Origin of the sequence: Mariniflexile sp. (assembly GCF_041583155.1) — a bacterium.
Taxonomy (GTDB): Bacteria; Bacteroidota; Bacteroidia; order Flavobacteriales; family Flavobacteriaceae; genus Mariniflexile.
In genome coordinates this window covers 28,853-53,831 of the sequence record NZ_JBFHGK010000027.1, presented here as the reverse complement: position 1 = coordinate 53,831, position 24,979 = coordinate 28,853, and the positions used below count along the sequence as shown (strand labels likewise).

Genomic DNA, 24,979 nt, shown 5'->3' with positions numbered 1-24,979 from the left:
GTGTAAAAACCGATAGCGAGCAGCTATGACTTAAGGTGGTTATAGCGACGGGGCTCACCTCTTACCATTCCGAACAGAGAAGTTAAGCCCGTTAGCGCCGATGGTACTGCATTGTGGGAGAGTAGGTCGTTGCCTTTTTTGGAAGCCCTTCATTAAAAAATGAAGGGCTTTTTTGTGCTTGTATGTTTCTGGGATTGCTTGGTTCTGAAGGAGAGATTTGAGAATGACTTCTGTATTCTTTCTAATTTGAAATCAATTGGAATAAATTAAGTTCTTTGAGTCGAAGCCTTAATATTTATTGGTTTTCTTTAAAAGTAGTAGGGGATTAATCTCAATTTTTGCATAAACACAACAATTGAGATTGATCCACGATTGATCCAAAGTAAATGAATAAACGTAGGAATATTATAAAAACAAAAAATCCCGTAAACATTGAAGTTTCGGGATTTTTTTGTGGTATCTCCAGGAATCGAACCAGGGACACAAGGATTTTCAGTCCTTTGCTCTACCAACTGAGCTAAGATACCTTGCCTAAGCGGATGCAAATATATGTCCCTTTTTGTTATTCACCAAATGAAATATGGAAAAAATTACATTAAATTTTTATTATAGGCGTTGTAGTACTATATGTGTTTTGTAATCAATATAATAAGTTAAATTCAATTAATTATTATTTCACATTTTGTAAATTGGCGCATTAAAATACATGATGAATTTAATAATTGATGTAGGGAATACCTTTGTGAAGTTGGCCGTTTTTAATAATGCTATACTAATTCATAAGGAAGTTGTTGAAATAGGTTCTATATTAACACATATACAATCCATTAAAGAAGAGTTTCAGCCTATTAGGAAGGTGATACTGTCTTCAGTAGGGAAATTAGGGGAATTCGAAGTTGCTTTTATTAAATCAAATTTTGATTTGTTAATTTTAGATTCTGAAACCAAATTGCCATTTTCGAATCTTTACGAAACGCCTAAAACTTTGGGAGTTGATAGAATAGCACTTGTTTGTGCTTCCGTTAAGGAGTTTCCAAATAAGAACGTACTTATTATAGATGCAGGAACATGTATAACATACGATTTTGTAAATGCTAAAAATGAATATTTAGGAGGAGCCATCTCACCTGGACTTGGCATGCGTTACAAATCGCTACATAATTTAACGGCAAATTTGCCGTTATTAGATATTAATAGGCCAACGACCATTACTGGGAACTCTACAAATACATGCATTCATTCTGGTGTTGTTTATGGAGTTTTAAAGGAAATCGATGGTGTTATAGAAGATTATAAATGTAATTATTTAGATTTAACAGTTATTTTTACTGGAGGAGATAGTAATTTCTTGTCTAAACAATTAAAAAGTAGCATATTTGCGACTTCTAATTTTCTATTAGAAGGACTAAACTTTATTTTACAATTTAATTCAAACGAATGATTAAAAAACTTGTATTAGTTTTTATTGCCGCTTTTTCAGTTAGCGCATACGCACAAGAAGGTACAGCCTCGCCTTATTCTTTTTATGGTATTGGAAGTTTAAAATTTAAAGGGACAGTTGAAAATAGAAGCATGGGTGGTTTAAGTATATACACCGATAGTATTCATGTTAATTTACGCAATCCGGCCTCCTATGCTGGGAAGAACTTAGAAATGTTGAATGGCGAAAGCAGGCCAGTTAAGTTTACGGTAGGTGGAAGCTATTCTAGTTTAAACTTAAAGAGTGATTCTGGGAGTGCCAATGCCAATGCTACAACATTTGATTATTTAGCAATATCTATTCCAATGGGGAAATTTGGCTTCGGATTTGGCTTGTTGCCATATACTTCTGTTGGCTATAAACTGGAGTCACAAGATAGCGACAACAATAATAGAGTTTCTAAAAGATTTAGAGGCGAAGGTGGATTAAATAAAACGTTTATCGGCTTTGGATACCAACTTTCCAATAGTTTAAGCTTGGGGTTTGATGCACAGTATAATTTCGGTAATATTCAGAATAGCACTGTTGCTTTTGGATATGATGATGATGGGATTATGACGCAATTACAAACCAGAGAAAATAATAGATCGGATTTAAGTGGCTTAAATATTAATTTAGGTTTATCATATAAAGCCATGCTTAATGAAAATTTAGAATTTGTTTCCGGACTAACCTATACGCCTAAAAGTAGTTTAGTTTCTAACAATGAGCGGTCTATTTCAACGATTATAGTGTCGTCTACAGGTTCTGAATCTGTTTATAGAACGATTGATGCAGATTTAGCAGCTTCAGGTTTAGATGAGTCCGATTTAATTTTGCCTTCAAAATTCTCCATAGGTGCAGGTATTGGAAAACCTAGAAAATGGTTTGTTGGTGTAGAATCAGAATTTCAGCAAACAAGTCAATTTTCAAACGAATTGTACACAAGTAGTGCTGTTACTTACGAAAATTCATCGCGCTTGTCTCTAGGAGGTTTTTATATTCCACAGTATAATTCATTTACAAGCTATTTTAAACGTGCTGTTTATAGAGCAGGTTTACACTATGAGAATACAGGCTTAAATATAGAAAATGAGTCGATTAAAGAGTTTGGCATGTCTTTTGGTATAGGTATACCAGTAGGGAGTTTTTTTTCCAATGCTAATTTAGGTTTAGAGCTTGGGCAGAGAGGAACTACGAACAGCAATTTAATACAAGAGAATTTTATAAATTTCCAAATAAGTCTATCTTTGAACGATAGATGGTTTCAAAAACACAAATTTCAATAACAGGACCTATAATTTAATTATCATGAAAACAAAAATTACATTATTATTAGCAGCATTATTTATTGGCCTTAATATAGGGTTTGCACAGCAGGATGAAGAATGTATGACGAAGCTTTCTATATTCCATGAATATGTAAAAGCTAAAAATTTTGATGCAGCCTACCAACCTTGGATGGATGTTAGAACAAAATGCCCTCAATTTAATAACGCCATTTATATTGATGGAGAGAAAATTTTAACCGATAAGATTGAAAAATCTACTGGAGCTGATAAAGTAGCAGCCATCAACGATTTAGTAAAATTGTGGGAAGAAAGAGGTGTTAATTTTCCTGAAAAAACACCGAAAGGCGAATATGGTGCACAATCTTGTCAATTATTATATGATAACCGTGCTATATTAAATAAAACAAACGAAGAATTATACGCTTGTTTTGATGCCGCTTATCAAGCAGATAAAGCAACATTTACAAACCCACAAAGTTTGTACACTTATTTCTCTTTAATGGTAGATTTATTTGATGCTGGTAAAAAACCTGCCGAAGATTTATTCAATAAGTATGATGACATTAATGAGAAGATAGAGGAAGAAGTTAAAAACTATTCTGAAAGCTTAAACGTACTTATTGAAAAAGAAACTGCTGGTACTGAGTTAACAAGTAGAGAAAATCAATACAAAGCTTATTATGAAAGTTATTTAGCTGCTTACGATCAAATTGCAGCAGGTACTGACGAAAAAATGGGGACAAGAGCAAATTGTGATATTTTAATTCCTTTATACACAAAGAACTTTGAAGCTAATAAAGAAAATTCAGTTTGGTTACAAAGAGCAGCTGGTAAAATGTCTGAAAAAGAATGTACTGATGATCCATTATTCTTTAAGTTAGTTAATGCGTATCATGAATTAAGCCCATCAGCTAACTCTGCGTTTTATTTAGGTATATTGAAGGATAAAGAAGGTAAATCAAATGAAGCGATTTCTTTCTATAAACAAGCCATTGATTTAGAAACTGATAACTTCAAAAAATCTAATTTAAATAACAGAATAGCTTTGAAGCTTAAATCTAGAGGTAGTTATTCACAAGCTAGATCATTCTTTAGAGAAGCATTAAGATTGAACCCTTCAAATGGTCGTCCGTATTTATCAATAGCAGCTATGTATGCGGCAAGTGCTAATGATTGTGGTGATACTAACTTTAATAAAAGAGCTGTGTATTGGTTAGCTGCCGATGAAGCTCAAAAAGCGGCAAGAGTGGATCCTAAATTAGCTGGTGCAGCAGCGCAATCTGCAGCAAATTACCTAGCTAAGGCACCTCAAAAAGCTGAGATATTCAGTGCAGGTAATTCTGGTCAAGTTATTAAAATTTCTTGTTGGATAGGTGCACAGGTAACTGTACCAAAAATGTAATGAAACAACAAAGTTTATATAAAACCATTAACATAGTCATCATATTTATGATGACTATGTTTTTTTCATGTAATGACAGTTTTAAGCAAGTTCAAAAAATAGGTGTTTCAGAAAATGAACCTATAGGAATTGCAGAAAATATCAATTTGAAGCATACCGATTCTGGTCGTGTTACTGCAAATTTGTTAAGTCCAAAAATGTTGGAATATACTAACAGGGATTTTCCGTATAGGGAATTTCCAGAAGGCATTGTTTTGAATTTATATGATGAAGAAAATAAAAAAAGTGTAGTTGTTGCCGATTATGCTATTGTTTACGACAAAACCGATTTGCTAGATTTGCAAGGTAATGTTGTTATAACTACAAACGATAACCGCGTCTTAAAAACTGATCAGCTATTTTATGACCAAAAGAAGGAATGGTTATTTACAAATAAGCCTGTGTCATTCAAAACAGAATCAGATATTATAAATGGTACCGGATTCGATTCTAATTCTAAATTTACCAATGCTGAAGTTCTTGAAGTAACTGGCATTATAACCGTGGAAGATTAAAACTTTTTTCGTGGTTTAAATTTTAAATACACTTCTTCAAATTTAATTATCTTTACACGATATTTTACAAACAAATAATATTCATGAAATATTCTAAATTTTTCCAATACGCTTATTTGGTTTTTGCAGCCTTGTTTTTATACGATGGTATAACGAAATGGAATGCGGGCATTAGCGGTGCCTACCTATCTATTGGTTTAGCTGCGCTAGCTATTTTCATGTTTTTTTTCAGAAGAAAATTTACAAAAAAATACGATAATAGTGATAAATCAAACTAAATGAGTGTTGATGTTGTCATCATTATTGCTTCCCTATTATTATCTGCTTTTTTTTCGGGCATGGAGATTGCCTACATTTCTTCCAATAAAATTCATATTGAAATAGAAAAGAAACAAGATGGAACTATCTCTAAAGTTTTAACAAAGCTAACGGCGAAGCCTTCCAAATATATTGCAACCATGCTTATAGGTAATAATATTGCATTGGTTATATATGGGTTTTTTATGGGCGATTTGTTGGTTGAATGGTTTTTAACTTTCATGCCAACTCCTTATGGGTTTTTAAATGCCATGCTAACCGATTTTAGTTTGTTAACACAAACAATTATTTCAACATTGGTTATTTTAATTACTGCCGAATTTTTACCTAAAGTTTTTTTTCAAATATACTCCAACACGCTTATAAAAGCATTGGCTATTCCGGCTTATGTGTTTTATCTTCTATTTTCAGTTATCTCCGATTTTGTTATTTGGATTTCCGATTTTGTATTGAAGCATCTTTTTAAAACGGAAGGAGACCAAATTCAACTTGCTTTCACAAAAGTTGAGTTAGGGAATTATATTAGTGAACAAATGGAATCGGTAGAAGCGCATGACGAAGTTGATTCTGAAATACAAATTTTTCAAAATGCCTTAGAATTTTCAGAAGTAAAAGCGCGTGAAGTGATGGTGCCAAGAACCGAAATAACGGCTATAGAAATAAATGATTCTATTAAATCGCTTAGTGCCCTTTTTACAGAAACAGGTTTTACTAAAATATTGGTTTATAAGGATACGATTGATGATATTTTGGGATACGTTCACTCTTTTGAATTGTTCAAAAAACCCAAAAATATTAAATCGATGATGCTTCCTGTGGAATTCGTGCCAGAAACAGTACTTATTAAAGATGTACTAAGTGTACTTATAAAAAAGCGAAAAAGTATGGCAGTTGTTTTGGACGAATATGGAGGAACAGCAGGTGTTATGACCGTGGAAGATATTGTAGAGGAACTGTTTGGGGAGATTGAAGATGAGCATGATACCATTGATTTAATTGAAGAAAAAATAGGTGATGATACTTATACCTTTTCTGCTAGACTAGAGGTAGATTACATAAATGAAACCTATAAGCTGAACTTGCCTGAAAGTGAAAATTACGAAACACTTGGTGGTTTAATTGTAAATCATACAGAAGAAATTCCTGAACAAAATGAGGTGGTGAGAATTGATGAATTTGCCTTCACTATTTTACAGGTTTCAACAACTAAAATTGACTTGGTAGAACTTAAAATTATAGGGGAATATTAGGTTTCTTCTATTCAACTTTTAATAATATTATCAAGATTTATTAGTTTCTGAAATTGGTGGTTAAATACTTCTTAGTTGATAAAGTTTTGTAAATTGATATAGTTAGAAATTGTGTTTTCCAATTCAAAAAATGTAATTCGAAAATCGAAAGCATAAATAGATAATAACACTTTTATTATTAAATAGAAAATAGTATTTTCGCCCACGATATTTTTGTCAGGCAAAACCTGGCAACCAACTTAACAAATTAAATCTTAACAATAGGTTTTTTATAAAACATAATTTCAAATGGCAGTTTTAAATAAGATTAGACAACGTTCACTATTTTTAATCGTAGTTATAGCATTAGCGTTATTTTCTTTTGTGTTAGCAGATTTGTTTAAAAACGGTAATGCGTTTTCGGCAAAATCTCAAAACATAGTAGCAACAATAAACGGGAAGGATATTAGTCGAGAAGAGTTTATGCAAAAGGTTGAAGCAGCTCAGCGTCAAGCGGGATCAAATGCTACAAGTTCACAAGTTATTAATCAGGTTTTTGAACAGGAAGTAAGGCAGGCCATCATGGAAAACCAGTTTGAAAAACTAGGTATTTCTATTGAGAAGGACCAGATGAGAGATTTGTTAAAAACGGCATTGGCTTCAAGCCCAGAATTTTTAAATGAAGCTGGAATGTTCGATGAGAATAAACTAAATGAATATATTGCTAATTTAAAAGAAACTTCGGCTGAAGGTTATCAAGGTTGGGTAAACTACGAAAAATCTATTGCCGCAAATGCATTACAGCAAAATTACTTCAATATGGTGAAAGCTGGTTTAACAGCAACGTTAAAAGAAGGTGAATTGGAGCATAAGTTGGATGGCAATAAAGTGGATATAACGTATGTTCAAATTCCTTACACATCAATTGATGATGCTAAAGTGAAAGTTGAAAAGTCAGATATTTCCAATTATATTGAAAAACATAAAAAACAATTTGAAGTTGAGGCTTCAAGAGATATTAAATTTGTTCAGTTTAATGAAGTAGCGTCAGATGCTGATGAAAAAGCAATTAAAGAAAGTTTAAAAAGTCTTTTAAAAGATAAGGTAGAGTACAATGAAGTTTCAAAAAACAATGAAGCTATTGTGGGCTTTTTAAATACGGATAATAATGAAAATTTTATCAACTCAAATTCGGATATTAAATTTGATAGCCGTTATTTGTTTAAATCGGATTTACCAGCTAGTGTTGCCGACAGCATTTATAATTTAAATGTTGGTAAAACCTATGGCCCTTATAAGGATAATGGTTATTTTAAAATATCTAAAGTTTTAGCTGTTAAACAAATACCAGATTCAGCAAAAGTAAGACACATTTTAATCCCATTCTTGGGTTCTCAAAGTGCTAGTCCAGATGTTGTACAAACGGAGGCTCAAGCAAAAGCAACGGCAGATAGTTTGTTGGCTGTTTTAAAAACAGATCGTAGTAAATTCTCTGAGTTTGTAACTGCGTATTCTTCAGATCAAGGAAGTGTGAACAATGAAGGTCGTTACGATTGGCATCCTTATAATTCTATGGTTCCTGAATTTAATGATTTTGAATTTGAAGGTAAGACTGGAGATTTAGGAGTTGTTAAAACGGTATTTGGTTTTCATATTATAGAAATTGAAGGTCAAAAAAATAGTAAAAAAGCCATTCAGGTAGGAACAATTGCCAGAAAAATTGAGCCATCGGAAGAAACGGTTGATAAAGTCTTTAGAGATGCTTCAAATTTTGAAATTGCTGTAGAAAGCAAAAGTTTTGAAGCAGCAGCCAAAGAGAAAAAATATGAAGTGCGTCCAGTTAATAAACTTAAAATTTTAGACGAGAATATTCCAGGAGTTGGTAGCCAAAGACCAATTGTACGTTGGGCATTCGAAGAAGATTCTAAAGTAGGAGATGTAAAACGTTTCAATGTTACAAATGGTTATGTGATAGCACAATTAGTTGCTAAACATAAAGAAGGACTTATGTCGGTAGAAGATGCATCCATTACAGTTACTCCAATAATTCGCAAAGAAAAGAAAGCTGAGATGATTAGAAAGCAAGTAACTGCTACTAGTCTTGAAGGGGTTGCTAAAGCTAAGAATCTTACTGTTCAAACAGCAACTGGTCTTAATATGAAAAACCCAACCATTTCGGGAGCTGGAAGAGAGCCATTAGTTGTAGGTGCTGCTTTTGGATTGAAAGAAGGGAAAACTTCAAAATTAATTGACGGTGTTAATGGCGTGTATATGATTAAAGTTACAAAAGTTGAGCCAGCTGTTAAATTAGATAGTTATCAAGCTGTAGCTAATAGAGTAGAGCAACAAAAATTAAATGTTGTAACTTCTAAACTTTATGCAGCATTAAAAGAAGCTGCTGAGATTGAAGATAACAGAGCGAAAAATCAAATTCAATAAGAATACGATTTTGATATACTAAAAAAGGAGCAAATTTAATTTGCTCCTTTTTTTTTGATTTATAATAAAGAGATGACATTAGAATTGAAGGATCATCTTATTATACGGAACTAAGGTGTTGAATCCTTTGTCTTTAAAATAAGATGTTGGATCTTTCTTAGAAGCTACTAAAACAAAATCACCACCCCAAGCCCCTAAACTTTTAACGCTGCCCTTAAAGTCTTTAAATATCATGTCTTTTACGGTTGGCTGCTTGGTGATTTTAGAAATGATCATTTCGTGATGGCTTATCAAATTCTCAAAATCTTCTAAAGTAGTAGCGTTAATTACTTGGTTTGTTATGTCGCTAATTTCAGAAACAACCGAAGTAATATTTTGTTTGTTTGCATTGTATGTTGCTATGCCTTCTCTACTGTTTTGTTTTTTGTTTAAATATATAAAGTATAAATGCTCTTTAAATTCAGGATCGAAATCGACCTTTTTTATGTTTATACTTTTTTGAGAGTCCCTCAAAGTATCTATTTGGTACGTAATTGGATTACTATTTTGAGCACATGCAATATCATAACCACTACCTCCAAAGGTAAGTTTTAATAAATCAAAAGGATTTACATTAGCCCATTGAGCCAGATTATTTAATAATGTAGAAGAACTTCCTAAACCCCAATTTTTAGGAAAGGTAAGTTTAGTTGAAATTTTATAACCATGGTCTGAATTTAAAAACTCTGGATTCAATGTTTTTGCAGCCTTAAATATTTCAATCACTCTTTTTGAAATCTCGTTAAGTTCGTTTTTAGAGTTTGCATTAAAATCAGTGAGAGAAAAACTGTCTTCAAACCAAACAGAATCATCACTATTAAAACTTTTCCAAAAAATTTCTTTTTCTGCTATAGGTTCAACATTTAACGATTGTCCAAATATTGTAGGTAATGCGAGTGATAGAGCTCCATCAAGTACTACATACTCGCCAGTAATTAATAGCTTCCCGTTACTATAATAATTAGTCATTATTAATTTATCATTCTTAATTGATTGATAGCTTCAACTACTGCACTATGTGTTACTACTTTCGATTTAAAATGTTCCGTTAAAGCTGATTTTTCAATTTCATTGGCTCCAAACTGATTCAAAATATTCATTAAATGCATTTTCATATGTCCTTGTTGAATACCTGTTGTGGTTAGTGAACGAAGTGCAGCAAAATTTTGTGCTAACCCAGCTACAGCAACAATTTGCATCAATTCTTTTGCAGTTGGATGATGAAGTAATTCTAAAGAAAGTTTTACTAAAGGATGTAAACCTGTTAGCCCACCTATAGTACCTAATGCAAGTGGAATTTCCATCCAAAAACTAAATATATCATTTTCAATTTTTGCATGCGAAAGGCTACTGTATTTTCCGTTTCTTGAAGCATAGGCATGTATGCCAGCTTCTACAGCTCTAAAATCATTACCAGTGGCTAAAACAACAGCATCTATACCATTCATAATCCCTTTATTGTGTGTTACGGCTCTAAAGGGTTCTACTTCAGCAATATTAACTGCTTGAATAAATTTTGTTGCAAATTCTTCGCCGGAAATTGAAGCATCGTCACTTAACTCATCAACTTTACAACTTACTTCAGCACGTACCAAACAATCTGGGACATAGTTGGAAAGAATACTCATTATTATTTCAATATCCCTTTCTTCTTCAGTGAAGGCATCAAAATGCAATGCTTCTCCTTTGAATGTTTTTGCAAATTGTTCTAAACAAGAATTTATAAAATTGGCTCCCATCGCATCTAGTGTTTCAAATGATGCATGCAATTGATAATAGCCTTTTATATCATCCGTTTTATCACGAAGTTCAATATCTAAAATGCCTCCACCACGCTTTTCCATATTCTTGGTTATTGGTTTAGCATCATGAATAAGCTGGGGTTTGATATGATTAAAGTAACTTTTTAACGTTTCAGGATTACCATAGTATATAAAATGTACTTGACCAATTTTAGTTGTAGAAATTACTTTTGTTTTAAAACCACCTCTATCCATCCAAAATTTAGCTGCTTTACTGGCAGCTGCAACTACCGAACTTTCTTCGATAGCCATTGGTATGGTATATAATTTTCCGTTAATTGAAAAATTTGGGGCAACCCCTAATGGTAAATAGTAATTGGTTATTGTGTTTTCAATAAACTCATCATGAAGCTGTTGTAGTTTATCATTAGTGTTCCAATATTGTTTCAAAATGCGTTTGGCATCTTCAGCATTAGAAAAATAAGTTTGAACTATCCAATCAATTTTTTTCGATTTCGACAATTTAGAGAAGCCAGAAATAGATGCGCACATTATTTTTAGATTTAAAAAACACAAAGATACTACATCCTTTTTTTATATGAACTAAGGCGGATTTAATTGTTAATATTTGGTGTTTTTTGAAGAAATTTTAGTAAACTTGAAAACTTTTAAAAAAACCGCAAGGATTGATTGAAATTGGCAAGATTATTTAAACTTTAAACAGTTTTTGTCAATCTGGTTTAATAATACTTTTACTACAAATACATGGCATTAAGCACATTAAAACCACATCAAAAAGAACTTTGGGGACAACCAATAGGATTATACATTTTATTTTTAACAGAAATGTGGGAACGCTTCTCATATTATGGAATGCGTGCCTTATTGGTTTTGTACATGACAACCTCCGCTTTAGGTGATGATCCTCGTGGTGCTGGCTTAGGATGGACAAGTAAAGAAGCATTGGCTCTTTACGGCTGGTATACTATGTTGGTTTACGTGATGTCCATTCCTGGAGGTATGATTGCAGATAAACTCATTGGTCAAAAAAAGGCAGTTCTTTTTGGAGCAATTATTTTATGTATTGGTCATGGCGTGTTAGTTCTTACAGATATTTGGGCGTTTTACACTGGTTTAGGCTTAGTTATTTTAGGTGTTGGTCTTTTAAAACCTAATATTTCTACAATGGTGGGTGGTTTGTATCAAACAGGCGATATTAGAAGAGATAAAGGTTTTAGTATTTTTTATATAGGAATAAATTTGGGCTCCTTATTAGCAACTTTAATGGTTGGTGGTGTTGTAGCAAAATGGGGTTGGCATGCTGGTTTTGGACTTGCAGGGATAGTAATGGTATTAGGATTGATTAATTATGTTTTTGGTCAGAAATATTTGAAAGAAGTTGGCAATTTTGTGCCAAATAGCAACGATGAAAATGAAGTTTCCTATGGGAAATTGTATTCAGATTTATTTAAATCACCAAAGCAACTTCTAATAGTTGCTGTGTTGTTATTAGCTTCCATTTATGGTTGGTTTACCTTGGATTGGGGCTATGGAATGCTTTTTATATTTTTAACGGCAATAGCAGCTTTATTAATTATGATATATAAGGAATTAGATACTCAAGTTTATAAAGACCGCTTTTTAGTGCTTTTATTGTCTTTCATAATGGTAATTATTTTCTGGGGTGCTTTTGAGCAAGCTGGAGGTTTAATGAACTTATACACGGATACTAAAACGGATAGGGTTTTATTTGGTTGGACCATACCTACAGTAATGTTTCAAAGTTTAAATGCAGGATTTATAATAATTTTTGCAACTATAGTTGCTAGTATTTGGGCAAAACGAAAGTTGAAAGGTAAGGAAGCCTCGTCTTTATTTAAAATGGCTTTAGGAATAATCATTATGGGATTTGGCTTCATTTTTATGGTGTTTGCAGCCATGGAATTTCAAAAATCTGGTACATCAAGTATGGCTTGGTTGGTTTTGGCCTATTTGTTTCATACCATAGGAGAATTATGTTTATCTCCAGTAGCCTTATCATTTATTACAAAATTAGCTCCGGTAAAATATGCGTCGTTAATGATGGGGGTTTATTTTGCCGCATCAGGTTTAGGAAATAAGGTTGCAGGTATAATTGGAGAATCGGCTTCAGATTTTGGTGAATATGCTGTTTTTTCAGGCATTTTAATATTTACCGTAATAATAGGAACCTTGTTTATAATTCTATTAAAACCTTTAAAAAGATTAACTCACGGTGCTGAGGATAATGAACGCGTAATGCACTAATATTTCAATATTCAATATTTTTTCTAAAATTCTAATAATGAGTGAGAATTCAACTGATCAATTTTTTAAAAGTACCGTATTAGGTCATCCTGCAGGATTATTTGTTTTATTTTTTACTGAGATGTGGGAACGTTTTTCTTTCTATGGAATGCGTTCTTTATTAGTATTGTTCTTCATGGCTTCTTTTGTTGATGGTGGTTGGGGTTGGGATCAAGCCACAGCATCATCATTATTTGGGTCTTACGTAGGGTTGGTGTATCTATCAACTATGTTGGGCGGATATTTTGCTGATAAAAAAATAGGCTATCGATGGGCGGTTGTTATTGGGGCTTTGTTAATGACCTTAGGCCACTTTTCTATGGCATTTGAAACCCAATTTACAATTTATTTAGGATTGGTTTTGTTAGTTTTTGGTAATGGCTTTTTTAAACCAAACATGACTTCCATAATTTCTGAAATGTATAGAGATAGACCAGAAAAGAAAGATGGAGCTTATACCATTTTCTATATGGGTGTAAATGCAGGTGCATTTTTTGGGATTTTATTGTGTGGTTATTTAGGTGAAAAAGTAGGTTGGGGATTTGGATTTGGACTTGCTGGAATATTTATGTTTTTGGGCTTAGTTCAGTTTTGGTTGTCTCAAAGCATTTTTGGAGATATTGGAATTAAACCTGTTAAAAAGAATCCCGTAGAAGAACTTAAACTTGATAATGATAAAAGAGTGCCATTTTCTGCTTGGCAATTGGGATTAATTGCTGTGTCTATTATTTTGGGCTTGCTTTGGATTATAAATGCCCCAGTAACAAAAATTTCAAAAGGAGCAGTTAATGTGTTTAATTTTGAGATTTTTGGATTGTCCGGTAACAGTTTTGCCATTCTTACCGCATTAATACTTTTTGTTATATTGTTGGTTTATAGATTAATGCAGTATTCTAAAAATACAAGAGAGAAATTAATTGCGGTTACGTTTTTTGCATTTATAACCATATTTTTCTGGGCAATTTTTGAACAGTCTCCGAATAGTTTAACTGTTTTTGCTGAAAAGTACACAAATAGGATATTAACGGGTAATTCAAGTCTTATCTTTTTGATAGTTAATTCATTAATGACAATTGTACCTTTGCTAATTATTAACTGGGTAATGTATTTGTTATTTAAACAAACTTTTAAAAAGTATTCAATAGCAAACATAACATTGTCCATTAGCTTTGTTATAGTATGGGTAATCGCACTTTGGATGTTGGTTAAAGATTATTATACTGCTGGTTTATTAGATTTATCAGATTCCACTTTGGCATTTTTAAAGATTGAAAAAACAACAGTAGCCCTAACGGAAGTTCCCGCAACATGGTTCTCCACATTAAATTCATTATTCATAATTACTTTAGCTCCATTATTTTCGAAAGTTTGGGAAAGTAGATTTAATCCTAATGCTAACGTAAAATACGGTATTGGAATGTTTTTATTAGGCCTAGGAATGGTAGCAGTGGCGTTTGGATCTAATGGAATTGCTCCTGGAGCAGAATCTGCTAGTGTTAGTATGATTTGGTTAATTCTAGTGTTTTTATTCCACACCATGGGCGAATTATGTATTTCGCCTGTAGGACTTTCTTATGTTAGTAAATTAGTGCCAGCACGTATGATTGCTTTTATGTTTGGTGTTTGGTATTTAGCTGTTGCCATTGGTATGAAAGGAGCTGGTATGTTTGGAGAAGAAGTGGAAGTGATTGCAAACGAGAAGGGAATTAGTTACTTCTTTTGGATGTTGGCAATTGTGTCTTTTGTGCTTGCAGCCTTCTCTGTGTTAATGTCTCCAGTTATTAAAAAGCTAATGCACGGTGTTCGTTAATCTTAAAAAAAGTTAAATTGATAGTAAATGCGCCATTTTTGGCGCATTTTTTGTAAGTTCGATATTCGTATTACAACAAAGTGAATTATGAAGAAATTAGTATTTTTATTAATGTTAGCTGTTTTAACCTCAGTTAGCATCAATGCACAAGAGATTAATTGGGTAACGCTTGAGAAGGCCATTGAGCTTCAAAAGAAAAATCCTAAAAAAATAATGATGGATGTTTACACCAATTGGTGCGGACCATGTAAAATGTTAGACAAGAACACGTTTCAAAATCCTGATGTAGCAAAATACGTTAACCAACATTATTATGCGGTAAAATTTAATGCTGAAGGGAATGAATCGGTAAATTATAAAGGTAAAACGTATACCAATCCAAATTATAAAGCAGAATTAGCTAATAGACGTAATTCGGCACACCAATTGTCTAGTTATTTGCAAATTCAAGCTTATCCAACCATTGTTTTTTTAGATGAAAAGGCAGATGTTATTGCGCCAATTAGAGGGTATCAATCACCTCCTCAATTGGAGTTGTATTTAAAGATGTTTAAAGCCGATGACCATAAAACTTTAGATACTCAGGAAAAATTTAACGTTTATTATACAGCATTCAAACCTGAATTTAAAGGTTAAATGAATCTTAACAAAAGGTTCGTCTAGAACTAATAATTAATAATGAAAGCTCCTTTTTTACCAGTTGGGTAAAAAGGGAGTTTTCGTTTTTTACACGTACTTTCCCATTGCTCAATGGATGATTTGTAGTTGCTGCCATCTGCAATTATATATTTGGGTTGGATGGAATCAATCAATCTGTTCAAATTTATTTTTGGTGATTGTCGCAATAAAACATAATCTGGTTTAAATGATTTTATATTGTAAACTCCTAAACTGTCAATCACCAATAACTTTTTTGAATTTAGTATATAAACCGATTGCAATCGGTCTTCTTTTATGGTTTTAATGTGGTTTCCAACGGTATAGTCGGTAATGATTTTTGTTTTTCGTTTTGTTATGCTGTCTAAATCGCTAGCTACGGAAATGCTCTTGTTTGATGTGTTTCCTAATAAGGTATTTCTACTTTTATGAAATACAATAAATTGATTTTCTGGTGAATTGTTTGAAGTGTAAATAATGGAAGATTGTACAATTAAAACACTTATTAAAAGCCATTTTAGAGATGTATAGTTCCGTTTAATACAGTAACGTACAAGTGTAATCGTGAAGATGTAAAAAGCAAAGACATACAGTAGATTAAAAGGGATATCTTTGAAAAGAAAAGCTTCTTGTCTTGAAACCCAACCTATAAACCAATTCATTGCCCAAATAACATGCCCGTATGCAGTTGCTATTATTTGTGGTAAAACATTTAAAACGGCTAATAACATAACTGCTAAACCAAGCCCTAAAATAATCCCTAAAATAGGAATGATTACTAAATTTGAAAGAAAAAATAATCCTGGAAATTGGTGAAAATAATATAGGCTCAAAGGAATAATTCCTAATTGAGCAGATATTGTAACCGTTAGTGTGTGCCAAAGTTTGTCTGGAAGCCAATACTTTGTTTTCCATAATCTATATAATAATGGATCGATAGCTACTATCGCAAAAACAGCCAAATAACTTAACTGAAAGCCTACATCAAATAAAAACAGCGGTTTAAAAAGTAGTATTACAAGCATGGAAATAGCGAGCGTATTGTAAATATTGGTAGGTCGGTTTAAGTTTTTTGCAATAGCCACCACGCTAAACATAGTAACTGCTCGTGTTACCGAAGCCGACAGACCAGCAATGATAGCAAAACTCCATAAAATGCTTAGGAGTAAAATGGCATTCAATAATTTTCCGTTTTTTATGTAGGTTATTGGCTTAAAAATAAACTCTAATATCAATAAAATAAGGCCAATATGTAAGCCGGAAATGGCTAGAATGTGTATGGCGCCCGCATTGGTGTAATTAAGGTAAACTTCCTCGCTTATATCTTGACGTTGACCCAATAAAAGAGCATTTATTATGCTTAATTCATCAGGATTAAAGTGATAAGGTTTTAGTTTTTCATTTATGTGATTTCTTATAGCATTCGCAATACCAAAAAGTGTTTGTGATTTTGATTGTACTTGAAATAGAGAACCTTCAAAAATGAATATTTGATGATAAATGTATTTTTTTTCTAAGTAAGATTTGTAATTGAATTGATTTGGATTCAACGGATTAATTATGTCCTTAAAAATGGTTTTACTTATATAAATTTCATCTACTTTCAATGGTTTTGTAGTGGCGTCTTTTTCAATGTTTAATAAAGACTTACCTATTACTTTTTCATTGTCTACTTCTAATAAGTCAATAATGTATTTGTCATAATAGTTTCCAGATTTTAAAATTTCTCTAACCCTAAACGTAATGGTCTTTAATGAATCGGTTTTGTTTGAAATTTGATTTGTGTAATGTTTTAAATTGTTTTTTTCATTATGAATGTTGGTTGTTAAAATTCCAACTAAAACCATGGTTGTAAAAACAGAAATTCCAAACCAGATAGTTTTAATAAATCGGTTTCTATCGATAAAATAAAAAGTGGTAACAAATAGAAAAGCTATAGCAGTTAAAAGTAAATTTAACTGCAGTGGAATGTTAAAACCATGACCAATACCTATGCCTAAAACAAAGCAAAACGTGAGTTTGATAATAGTGAAATTGAGTAGTTTCATAACCACTCTAATATATGAAATATCTTATAACATTCTACGTGCTTCAACAAAGGCGTTATCCCAATAAGTTTCTGAAAGTTTAGAAACTATAACCCCGGCACGAGTAGTGGAATGAATGAATTCAACATCGCCATTTTTAGCGTTTACTACAAGTCCTACATGGCTAATGTCATTTCGCCTGTTCATGGTTTTAAAAAATAATAAATCACCTTCTTGGGTATTGTTTAAAGTAATTTTATCTCCCATTTTTGCCATGTCTCTGGAACTACGAGGCAAAATAATATCAAATGCCCTAAACGATTCAAAAACCAATCCTGAACAATCCATTCCTTCCTTTGTTGTTCCTCCAAATCTGTATTTTACACCGCTGAACTGTTTGGCGTAATCAACAATATTAAATGCTTTTGATGCTTCTTTGGTAGATTTACCATTATCATCTTCATTGCTCTTTTTAGCATCGTAGGCTCCGTTGGTTTTTATTAAGCTAACTTCTGTTTTCGGAGTTGAAATCACTTTTTTTGAGGTCGATTTTTTTACAACGGTTGTTTTTGAAGATTTACAGCTACTTAAACTAACAGCTATTAGCATTAGGATAATAAATGGTCTCATAAATAAATTTAAGCTTTGATTGATTTGTAAATTAATTTCGCAGTTTTTTCACTAGCGCCCTTGCCTCCTAAGGCTTTTTCTAGTTCGTAATAATCAATAAATATTTTAGAACGTTCCGATTCGTTTAAAATTTTGTCAAATTCCTTTTTTAAACGTTTTGGATTAAAATCATTTTGGATTAGTTCAGTAACCACTTCTTTATCCATAATTAAATTTACTAATGAAATGAATTTTAAAGTTACAATCCGTTTGGCAATTTGATAAGAAATGGCACTACCTTTATAACAAACTACCTGAGGAACCTTAAATAAAGCGGTTTCTAGGGTGGCAGTTCCCGAGGTTACTAATGCAGCGTACGATACACTTAATAAATCATAAGTTTTGTTTGAAATGAATTTAACGTTCGCAGAGTTTATAAACGGTTTGTAAAACGCATATTCCTGACTCGGAGCTCCTGCTATTACGAACTGGTAGTTTGGATATTCATGAACCAAACTAAGCATAACGGAAAGCATATTTTTTATTTCTTGCTTTCTACTTCCTGGTAATATGGCAATGATAGGTTTATCGCTTAGTACATTTTCGGTTCTAAATTGATAGGGATCCACTTGCCTTCTATTGGAAATAGCATCAATTAAAGGGTGGCCAACAAAAGTAACTTTATAATCGTATTTTTTGTAAAATGCTTCAACGAAAGGCAATATAACGTACATGGCATCAATATCCCGTTTTATGTCTTTTACACGTTTCGCTCTAGAAGCCCAAACTTGTGGCGATATATAATAATTAGTTTTAAAACCTGCTTGTTTAGCCCATTTTGCAATACGTAAATTAAAACCAGAATTGTCAATAAAAATGATAACATCAGGCTTAAATTCCTGAATATCACGCTTACAAAATGAAATATCTTTAAAAATGGCAGATAGGTTCATGATAACTTCTGCAAAACCCATAAAGGCACGCTCTTTATAGTGTTTTACTAAAGTGCCACCAACGCCTTGCATAAGGTCGCCACCCCAAAACCTGAAATTTGCATGCACATCTTCGTTAAGTAGTGCTTTCATTAGGTTGGAGCCGTGTAAATCGCCTGAAGCTTCGCCTGCTATAATATAATATTTCATTTTTATTGTTAGGTCGAGTGCAGTCGAAACCTAATTATTGTTTATTTAAAGCCTCTCGACTGCACCCGAGTAGACAAGGTAATTGAGTTAAAAGAGTTTAAAAATAAATGTAAAAACAGCTATAAAAATAGTTATTAATAGCACGCCTCTCGCATGATAATCTTGTCGTTTTCTTATAAAAATAAAAAAAGCAATTAAATTTAAAATAGCCCCCAAACTAATAAGTTTACCCAAAAAACCTTCTTTGGCAGCTGCCTTAATAACAGTTATAAAATCGTCTCCTTGCCCTAAAAATGTGGCAACTAAAAATAGGCCTATACAATTAGCTATTAAACCTACAAGAATGCCTATTATAATGTTTTTTTTAATCATTTAAATTCCAGGTGTTTAAATTTTGAATGTAATGATGTGCAGTTAAATCAAACTGAATAGGTACTAAGGAAATAAAGCCGTTTTCTAGAGCCCACTCATCCGTATCTTCCCCACCATCTAAATTAACAAATTTTCCTGTAAGCCAATAGTAGTCTCGGCCTTGTGGTGTTTTTCTTTTATCGAATTCTTCCACCCAATTTGCCTTGGCCTGTCGGCAAATTTTAATGCCCCTTATTTTTTCCTTTGGTAGGTTTGGAATATTCACATTTAAAACAACACCATTAGGGATGCCTTGTTTTAAAACGTTTTCTGTTATGGTTTTTACAAAACTTTTGGTTGCTTCAAAATTAGCACTCCAAGCATAATCTAGGAGTGAAAAACCAATGGCTGGAATGCCTTCAATACCTGCCTCAATTGCAGCACTCATGGTGCCAGAGTAAATAACATTTATTGAGGAATTCGACCCATGGTTTATACCGGAAACGCAAATATCAGGTTTTCGCTCAAGTTTTTCTCTAATAGCAAGTTTCACACAATCTGCTGGAGTACCAGAACAACTGAATTCAATTTGAGGTCCATCATCAATAAAAACCTGTTCAACATAAAGTGTGGAATCAATAGTGATGGCGTGTCCCATGCCACTTTGTGGACTGTCTGGAGCCACAACAACAACATCTCCAATGGTATTCATTACAGAAATTAAAGTTCTTATACCAGGCGCATTAATGCCATCGTCATTGGTAACTAAAATAAGTGGTTTTACTGTCATTTTGTACTTAAAAAAGGGTATAGCAAAAATACATAAATTCAGCAGGAAATGGGCTATTTCTTCAGTTTAACAAAAAATTAGTAGCACATTACTCTAAATGGCATAGTTTTTTCTTTATTTTAGTAAAAAAATGCTGGGCGCATGACGGGCCATAGATTATAAAAGGAATGAAAAAAATTATGAAAAGGAATTATAAAGTGCTAGTATTATCATTATTACTTGCCTTTGCTTCGTGCAGTTTTACAACGAAAAAGTTTAGTAATCCGGATAAAGATAAATTGTTAATTCAGGTTATCACGTTTGTTTTGGAGCAAGGTCATTTTGATCCTTTAGTGTTAGATGACACGTTTTCAGAAGAACTATTTAAAGATTATTTAGAAATTATCGATCCCGTAAAAAGATATTTTTACGAATCGGATTATAAAGATTTTGAAAAATTCAAAACTACGATTGATGATCAGTTAAAAGCAACTGATATTACATTTTTTAATGTGGTACACGACCGCATGATTAAAAGAATTGAAGAAGCTAAAGAAATTTACAAAGAGGTGCTTTCAGAGCCATTTGATTATACTCTTGATGAAAGTTTCAATACAGATTATGAACACAGTTCATATGTGAAAAATAGAAAAGAACTAAAAGATCGTTGGAGACAACAACTTAAATTTTCTACACTTTCTAATTATCACGATTTATTAATGCAAGAAGAGTTGGCCAAAAAGAATGATCCTTCCTACGTAATGAAATCTGAAAAAGAAATTGAAAAAGAGGCTCGTGAATCTACCTTGAAATCAATCGATGTCTATTTCAATGACAATATTGATGATTTACAACGTGAAGACTGGTTTGCAATTTATATAAATACCATAGTTGAAGAGTTTGATCCTCATACCTATTATTTGGCTCCTAAAAGTAAAGAGGATTTTGACCAACGTATGTCTGGGAAATTAGAAGGCATTGGTGCGCGTTTACAAAAGCGTATGGATCATATTAAAATTGTAGAACTAATTTCTGGAGGTCCTGCGTGGAGAAGTAAAGAGCTTGAAGTTGAAGATGTAATTTTGAAAGTAAAACAGGAAAACGAGGCGTTTCCTGTAAATATTGTAGGAATGCGTATCAACGACGCTATCAAATATATTAAAGGGCCAAAAGGAACTAAAGTAACTTTAACCATCAAAAAAGTAGATGGTACCATACGAGATGTTACCATAACCAGAGATGTGGTTGAATTGGAAGAAACTTATGCAAAATCATCTGTGATTAAAAAGGACAATGCAACTTTTGGAATTATCGATTTGCCGTCTTTTTATGTTGATTTTAAAGATTATAAAAACGTAAATGCTGCCAAGGATGTGAAAGCGGAAATAGAGAGATTAAAGGCAGAAGGCATTCAAGGTTTGGTTTTGGATTTACGAAATAATGGCGGTGGATCGCTACCTGCTGTAGTAGAGATGGCTGGTTTATTTATTAAAGAAGGTCCTATTGTTCAAGTACGCTCTACTGGAGAAGCGAAAGAGGTGTTGAGTGATAAGGATAAATCTATTTCTTGGGATGGGCCTTTGGTTATTTTGGTAAATGAAATATCAGCCTCAGCATCCGAAATTATGGCAGCTGCTATGCAGGATTATAAACGAGCCATTATTATTGGTGGAAAACAAACATATGGAAAAGGAACAGTTCAAAATGTTATAAACCTAAATAATATGTTAAGAAGTAATACGAGTGGCGATTTAGGTGCATTGGCTCTTACAACTCAAAAGTATTATAGAATTAACGGAGGTTCTGTGCAATTGGAAGGCGTAAAAAGTGATGTAAATGTACCTGGACGTTTTAGTTTCATAGAGGTAGGTGAAAAGGATAAAGATAATCCATTACCTTGGGATGAAATTGATGCAGCCGATTATTCACCATGGGATAATTATTTTGATTACGATACCACTATCAAGAACAGTAAGGCGCGTATGAGTAACAATACACAACTTAAACTTATAGAGGAAAATGCAAAATGGGTAAAAAGTAAAATTGATGAAACCATTGTGCCTTTAAATTACAAGAAATATAAAGCTGGTTTAGATTTAAATGAAGAGGAAGCGAAACGTTTTGATGCTTTAACAAATTATAAAACCAATTTAACTTTTGATTCAACTAAATACGAAAAAGCACTTTTTACAAAAGATACAACCGATCTAAAAGAGAAGCGCACGCGTTGGCATGAAACTTTAAGTCAAGATATTTACGTTGAAGAAGCAGTTAATGTTTTGGAAGATTTGAAAATTTCTTACCCTATAAAAAAGGTAGCGGCAGCCACAAAAAAATAAATATTACATGAGTCAAACATCAAGCTCATTAAAACAATTAGCGCTCCAAAAGTTTAAAAAGAACTTTTGGGGCGTTTTTAGTTGTTGTTTCATTATTTTGGTAGGAATCGTTTCTGTGTTTGCGTATTTATTAGCGCCTGATAATTCACAATATGCAAATCAAATGCATTTGACGATTCATTCTAAGAAACCGGGGTTTAAGGTGCAAATGCTTACCATTCCCACCGATTTAGAAACCGAACAAAGTGTATTCGATAAATTGTTTTTTGGAAATGAAAATGCAGATACTGAAATTCCTATTACGGCATATAGTATTCAAGGGGATATTTTAAATTATAAAGAATATGCTTCCGATGGCTTGGATGGGGTTGAAAAAAGCTTGTCACTAAGCGTATTTCCTAATGGAGAGGTTACTAACTTCATAAAAGAAAAAAGCTTTCTTTTTGGGACCGACAAGTATGGCCGGGATTTACTAAGTAGAGTATTGGTGGGTGCTAGAATATCCTTTTTTATTGGTTTTGTGGCTGTTTTTATATCATTGGTTGTTGGTATTTTTATGGGAAGTATCGCAGGTTATTTTGGAGGTAAAGTAGATGCACTCATTATGTGGATAATCAATGTAACTTGGTCTATCCCAACCTTATTATTGGTTATTGCAATTACCTTGGCCTTAGGAAAGGGTTTTTGGCAAGTGTTTATAGCCGTTGGGCTTACCATGTGGGTTGAAGTTGCTAGGGTAGTACGCGGACAAATAATTAGTGCCAAAGAAATGCAGTATGTAACAGCCGCAAGAGCTTTGGGATTTAACGATTTTAGAATTATTACTAAACATATATTGCCCAATATTATGGCGCCTGTTATTGTTATTTCGGCAGCCAATTTTGCGGCAGCCATTTTAATTGAAAGCGGGCTAAGCTTTTTGGGTATAGGGGCACAACCGCCCATGGCAAGCTGGGGAGCCATGATAAAAGATCATTATAATTATATTATTTTAGGCAAGCCCTATTTAGCCATCATACCTGGACTTTGTATAATGAGTTTGGTTATGGCCTTTATGCTTATTGGAAATGCATTACGAGATGCACTTGATGTTAAGGGTTGATTTTTGTTGGCTCTAAAAAGTAATGCTTAACAGTTTTATATAACCAGTATTTTTAATTTATTTGTGAGTATATACGCCATTAAAAAGAACGATTCTCCATTTGTCAGGGTCTTCATAGGTTTGACTTTTATCTATCCAATAAGGGTTTATAGGTTCTACTTGATTTATTCCCATTTGCAATAAACGCTCATTTGCCTTTGTGTATTTTTCTACCGTATCAAAATATAGAACAAGAAGATTCTCCTTTGTTGGAGGTGGTAGTTGTTCTCCGTCTTTATGTGTGGTAAATTCAAGGTGGTATTGGCTATTGGGAAAGCCTAACATTATTCCACTATAGCCTTCATGTTCAGTGAAAGAGCCTATTTCCTTAAAACCTAAACCTTCTATGTAAAATATCTTGATTGCAGCGAGTTGATTTGTTGGCCTTGCAATTCTAAATTGAATGGCATTTTCGATTAGGTTAAAGCTCATTTTTTTGTAAGTTTCATTTTGTGTTCGGCTAATTTGCTTCAAATACAAAAAGCAGAACAAGTATATACTCTTAATTCACGTTATGCTAATGTTTGTTTTTCAGTAATTGTCATAATATGTCTCAATAACTTAAGTAAAAATTGATGTGATATTTTATATAGGACCTTAAATGAATTTAGTCAGTTTTTTTGCTAAATCAATTTTGGTGGTTATTAGGATGAAGAAAGATGGTTTTAGAAAGAATCTAAGTTCATATTATTGTTTAGTTCATCAATATAGCTCAAAACATCATCTTTTCCAGCTTCGTTACTGGATGAGGTTATAAAGTATTTGGGCATTTCTTCCCAAGTTTCTAGAAGTACTGTTTTATACTCTTCAACGTGTCTTAAAATGGCATTTGGTTTAAGTTTGTCTGCTTTTGTAAAAACAATGGAAAACGGTACGCCATTTTCACCTAACCACTGCATAAATTCTAAATCGATGGGTTGGGGTTTGTGTCTAACATCTACTAAAACAAAGGCCGTAACCAATTGTTCACGTAAACCAAAGTACTCCGTAATAAATTTTTGAAATACTTTTTTCGAGCTTTTAGAAACTCGAGCATAGCCATACCCAGGTAAATCTACCAAATGCCAATTTTCATTTATTAAAAAATGATTGATAAGTTGTGTCTTTCCTGGTCGTCCAGATGTTTTAGCTAAACTTTTTCGGCTAGTTAGCATATTTATAAGAGACGATTTTCCAACGTTACTTCTACCAATAAATGCATATTCGGGGAGTTGTCCTTTGGGGCATTTCGCCACATCAGAATTACTCATTACAAACTCAGCAGATTTAATATGCATTACTAGTTATTTTTATTTCCAAAAAGATGGAAATCTTAATTAATTGAAAATTATATAT

Annotated in this window: 21 protein-coding genes, 1 tRNA gene and 1 rRNA gene; 13 read left to right on the top strand and 10 right to left on the bottom strand. The window is 32.8% G+C overall.

Going from position 1 to position 24,979, the window contains the following annotated elements; all coding sequences use genetic code 11:
- Nucleotides 1-31: 31 nt before the first annotated feature.
- Nucleotides 32-138 (top strand): 5S ribosomal RNA (rrf, locus tag ABYI63_RS11065).
- Between the two features lie 316 nt (nucleotides 139-454).
- Here rrf and ABYI63_RS11060 read toward each other — a convergent pair.
- Nucleotides 455-527: transfer RNA gene (locus ABYI63_RS11060), tRNA-Phe, on the bottom strand.
- Between the two features lie 182 nt (nucleotides 528-709).
- On the opposite strand from ABYI63_RS11060, the gene ABYI63_RS11055 reads away from it, so the two are divergent.
- From ABYI63_RS11055 to ABYI63_RS11025, 7 genes are all read left to right on the top strand, one after another.
- On the top strand, nucleotides 710-1,441 hold the full coding sequence (locus tag ABYI63_RS11055; RefSeq protein ID WP_372756411.1) for a type III pantothenate kinase: 732 nt from the start codon (nucleotides 710-712) through the stop codon (nucleotides 1,439-1,441).
- Nucleotides 1,438-2,748, top strand: a complete 1,311-nt coding sequence (locus ABYI63_RS11050; RefSeq protein ID WP_372756409.1) for a hypothetical protein — start codon at nucleotides 1,438-1,440, stop codon at nucleotides 2,746-2,748. Before ABYI63_RS11055 ends, ABYI63_RS11050 begins: the two co-directional genes overlap by 4 nt.
- A gap of 22 nt (nucleotides 2,749-2,770) precedes the next feature.
- Nucleotides 2,771-4,153, top strand: coding sequence for a tetratricopeptide repeat protein (locus ABYI63_RS11045; RefSeq protein WP_372756408.1), 1,383 nt, complete (start codon nucleotides 2,771-2,773; stop codon nucleotides 4,151-4,153).
- Nucleotides 4,153-4,707 (top strand): LPS export ABC transporter periplasmic protein LptC, encoded by a 555-nt coding sequence (gene lptC, locus ABYI63_RS11040; RefSeq protein WP_372756407.1) that lies wholly within the window; start codon nucleotides 4,153-4,155, stop codon nucleotides 4,705-4,707. Before ABYI63_RS11045 ends, lptC begins: the two co-directional genes overlap by 1 nt.
- An 83-nt stretch (nucleotides 4,708-4,790) precedes the next feature.
- Complete coding sequence (locus ABYI63_RS11035; RefSeq protein ID WP_372756406.1) at nucleotides 4,791-4,985, top strand: hypothetical protein; 195 nt, start codon at nucleotides 4,791-4,793, stop codon at nucleotides 4,983-4,985.
- Nucleotides 4,986-6,275: a hemolysin family protein gene (locus ABYI63_RS11030; RefSeq protein WP_372756405.1), complete on the top strand. Its 1,290-nt coding sequence runs from the start codon at nucleotides 4,986-4,988 to the stop codon at nucleotides 6,273-6,275.
- A 288-nt stretch (nucleotides 6,276-6,563) separates the two neighbouring features.
- Nucleotides 6,564-8,693: a SurA N-terminal domain-containing protein gene (locus ABYI63_RS11025; protein ID WP_372756404.1), complete on the top strand. Its 2,130-nt coding sequence runs from the start codon at nucleotides 6,564-6,566 to the stop codon at nucleotides 8,691-8,693.
- Between the two features lie 78 nt (nucleotides 8,694-8,771).
- Here ABYI63_RS11025 and ABYI63_RS11020 read toward each other — a convergent pair whose 3' ends face one another.
- Together ABYI63_RS11020 and ABYI63_RS11015 are read right to left on the bottom strand one after the other, a co-directional pair.
- On the bottom strand, nucleotides 8,772-9,701 hold the full coding sequence (locus ABYI63_RS11020; protein WP_372756403.1) for a GYDIA family GHMP kinase: 930 nt from the start codon (nucleotides 9,699-9,701) through the stop codon (nucleotides 8,772-8,774).
- A 2-nt stretch (nucleotides 9,702-9,703) separates the two neighbouring features.
- Complete coding sequence (locus ABYI63_RS11015) at nucleotides 9,704-11,026, bottom strand: hydroxymethylglutaryl-CoA reductase, degradative (RefSeq protein WP_372756402.1); 1,323 nt, start codon at nucleotides 11,024-11,026, stop codon at nucleotides 9,704-9,706.
- Between the two features lie 213 nt (nucleotides 11,027-11,239).
- Between ABYI63_RS11015 and ABYI63_RS11010 the strand changes: the two genes are divergently transcribed.
- The 3 genes from ABYI63_RS11010 (at nucleotide 11,240) to ABYI63_RS11000 (ending at nucleotide 15,245) form a co-directional block, all read left to right on the top strand.
- A complete protein-coding gene (locus ABYI63_RS11010) occupies nucleotides 11,240-12,760 on the top strand; it encodes a peptide MFS transporter (RefSeq protein ID WP_372756401.1) in 1,521 nt (506 codons plus the stop codon).
- Between the two features lie 37 nt (nucleotides 12,761-12,797).
- On the top strand, nucleotides 12,798-14,609 hold the full coding sequence (locus ABYI63_RS11005; RefSeq protein WP_372756400.1) for a peptide MFS transporter: 1,812 nt from the start codon (nucleotides 12,798-12,800) through the stop codon (nucleotides 14,607-14,609).
- Nucleotides 14,610-14,696: 87 nt separating this feature from the next.
- On the top strand, nucleotides 14,697-15,245 hold the full coding sequence (locus tag ABYI63_RS11000; protein ID WP_372756399.1) for a thioredoxin family protein: 549 nt from the start codon (nucleotides 14,697-14,699) through the stop codon (nucleotides 15,243-15,245).
- A 29-nt stretch (nucleotides 15,246-15,274) separates the two neighbouring features.
- Here ABYI63_RS11000 and ABYI63_RS10995 read toward each other — a convergent pair whose 3' ends face one another.
- The 5 genes from ABYI63_RS10995 to surE form a co-directional block, all read right to left on the bottom strand.
- On the bottom strand, nucleotides 15,275-17,314 hold the full coding sequence (locus tag ABYI63_RS10995) for a ComEC/Rec2 family competence protein (protein ID WP_372756398.1): 2,040 nt from the start codon (nucleotides 17,312-17,314) through the stop codon (nucleotides 15,275-15,277).
- Nucleotides 17,315-17,338: 24 nt separating this feature from the next.
- Complete coding sequence (locus ABYI63_RS10990) at nucleotides 17,339-17,923, bottom strand: C40 family peptidase (protein WP_372756397.1); 585 nt, start codon at nucleotides 17,921-17,923, stop codon at nucleotides 17,339-17,341.
- Between the two features lie 8 nt (nucleotides 17,924-17,931).
- A complete protein-coding gene (gene lpxB / locus ABYI63_RS10985) occupies nucleotides 17,932-19,044 on the bottom strand; it encodes a lipid-A-disaccharide synthase (protein ID WP_372756396.1) in 1,113 nt (370 codons plus the stop codon).
- 87 nt (nucleotides 19,045-19,131) lie between these two features.
- The gene (locus tag ABYI63_RS10980; protein ID WP_372756395.1) at nucleotides 19,132-19,416 is read right to left on the bottom strand and encodes a hypothetical protein; all 285 of its coding nucleotides are present in this window, start codon (nucleotides 19,414-19,416) and stop codon (nucleotides 19,132-19,134) included.
- The gene (gene surE, locus ABYI63_RS10975) at nucleotides 19,409-20,185 is read right to left on the bottom strand and encodes a 5'/3'-nucleotidase SurE (RefSeq protein WP_372756394.1); all 777 of its coding nucleotides are present in this window, start codon (nucleotides 20,183-20,185) and stop codon (nucleotides 19,409-19,411) included. Before surE ends, ABYI63_RS10980 begins: the two co-directional genes overlap by 8 nt.
- 179 nt (nucleotides 20,186-20,364) lie before the next feature.
- Between surE and ABYI63_RS10970 the strand changes: the two genes are divergently transcribed.
- Together ABYI63_RS10970 and ABYI63_RS10965 are read left to right on the top strand one after the other, a co-directional pair.
- Nucleotides 20,365-22,503, top strand: a complete 2,139-nt coding sequence (locus tag ABYI63_RS10970; RefSeq protein ID WP_372756393.1) for a carboxy terminal-processing peptidase — start codon at nucleotides 20,365-20,367, stop codon at nucleotides 22,501-22,503.
- Nucleotides 22,504-22,510: 7 nt separating this feature from the next.
- A complete protein-coding gene (locus ABYI63_RS10965; RefSeq protein ID WP_372756392.1) occupies nucleotides 22,511-23,605 on the top strand; it encodes an ABC transporter permease in 1,095 nt (364 codons plus the stop codon).
- A 57-nt stretch (nucleotides 23,606-23,662) separates the two neighbouring features.
- Here the strand turns inward: ABYI63_RS10965 and ABYI63_RS10960 are convergent, their stop codons facing one another.
- On the bottom strand, nucleotides 23,663-24,076 hold the full coding sequence (locus ABYI63_RS10960) for a VOC family protein (protein ID WP_372756391.1): 414 nt from the start codon (nucleotides 24,074-24,076) through the stop codon (nucleotides 23,663-23,665).
- 233 nt (nucleotides 24,077-24,309) lie between these two features.
- Nucleotides 24,310-24,921, bottom strand: coding sequence for a ribosome biogenesis GTP-binding protein YihA/YsxC (gene yihA / locus ABYI63_RS10955; protein ID WP_372756390.1), 612 nt, complete (start codon nucleotides 24,919-24,921; stop codon nucleotides 24,310-24,312).
- Nucleotides 24,922-24,979: the final 58 nt, after the last annotated feature.

Excerpts from the sequence above, each read along its gene's own strand:
- ABYI63_RS11000 (WP_372756399.1), top strand. The coding sequence starts at position 14,697 with ATGAAGAAATTAGTATTTTTATTAATGTTAGCTGTTTTAACCTCAGTT.
- ABYI63_RS11025 (WP_372756404.1), top strand. The coding sequence starts at position 6,564 with ATGGCAGTTTTAAATAAGATTAGACAACGTTCACTATTTTTAATCGTA.
- surE (WP_372756394.1), bottom strand. The coding sequence starts at position 20,185 with ATGACAGTAAAACCACTTATTTTAGTTACCAATGACGATGGCATTAAT.
- ABYI63_RS10990 (WP_372756397.1), bottom strand. The coding sequence starts at position 17,923 with ATGAGACCATTTATTATCCTAATGCTAATAGCTGTTAGTTTAAGTAGC.
- ABYI63_RS10970 (WP_372756393.1), top strand. The coding sequence starts at position 20,365 with ATGAAAAGGAATTATAAAGTGCTAGTATTATCATTATTACTTGCCTTT.
- lptC (WP_372756407.1), top strand. The coding sequence starts at position 4,153 with ATGAAACAACAAAGTTTATATAAAACCATTAACATAGTCATCATATTT.
- ABYI63_RS10980 (WP_372756395.1), bottom strand. The coding sequence starts at position 19,416 with ATGATTAAAAAAAACATTATAATAGGCATTCTTGTAGGTTTAATAGCT.
- yihA (WP_372756390.1), bottom strand. The coding sequence starts at position 24,921 with ATGCATATTAAATCTGCTGAGTTTGTAATGAGTAATTCTGATGTGGCG.
- ABYI63_RS11050 (WP_372756409.1), top strand. The coding sequence starts at position 1,438 with ATGATTAAAAAACTTGTATTAGTTTTTATTGCCGCTTTTTCAGTTAGC.
- ABYI63_RS10965 (WP_372756392.1), top strand. The coding sequence starts at position 22,511 with ATGAGTCAAACATCAAGCTCATTAAAACAATTAGCGCTCCAAAAGTTT.
- ABYI63_RS11055 (WP_372756411.1), top strand. The coding sequence starts at position 710 with ATGAATTTAATAATTGATGTAGGGAATACCTTTGTGAAGTTGGCCGTT.
- ABYI63_RS11015 (WP_372756402.1), bottom strand. The coding sequence starts at position 11,026 with ATGTGCGCATCTATTTCTGGCTTCTCTAAATTGTCGAAATCGAAAAAA.
- ABYI63_RS10960 (WP_372756391.1), bottom strand. The coding sequence starts at position 24,076 with ATGAGCTTTAACCTAATCGAAAATGCCATTCAATTTAGAATTGCAAGG.
- ABYI63_RS11020 (WP_372756403.1), bottom strand. The coding sequence starts at position 9,701 with ATGACTAATTATTATAGTAACGGGAAGCTATTAATTACTGGCGAGTAT.
- ABYI63_RS11045 (WP_372756408.1), top strand. The coding sequence starts at position 2,771 with ATGAAAACAAAAATTACATTATTATTAGCAGCATTATTTATTGGCCTT.
- ABYI63_RS11005 (WP_372756400.1), top strand. The coding sequence starts at position 12,798 with ATGAGTGAGAATTCAACTGATCAATTTTTTAAAAGTACCGTATTAGGT.
- lpxB (WP_372756396.1), bottom strand. The coding sequence starts at position 19,044 with ATGAAATATTATATTATAGCAGGCGAAGCTTCAGGCGATTTACACGGC.
- ABYI63_RS11010 (WP_372756401.1), top strand. The coding sequence starts at position 11,240 with ATGGCATTAAGCACATTAAAACCACATCAAAAAGAACTTTGGGGACAA.
- ABYI63_RS10995 (WP_372756398.1), bottom strand. The coding sequence starts at position 17,314 with ATGAAACTACTCAATTTCACTATTATCAAACTCACGTTTTGCTTTGTT.
- ABYI63_RS11030 (WP_372756405.1), top strand. The coding sequence starts at position 4,986 with ATGAGTGTTGATGTTGTCATCATTATTGCTTCCCTATTATTATCTGCT.
- ABYI63_RS11035 (WP_372756406.1), top strand. The coding sequence starts at position 4,791 with ATGAAATATTCTAAATTTTTCCAATACGCTTATTTGGTTTTTGCAGCC.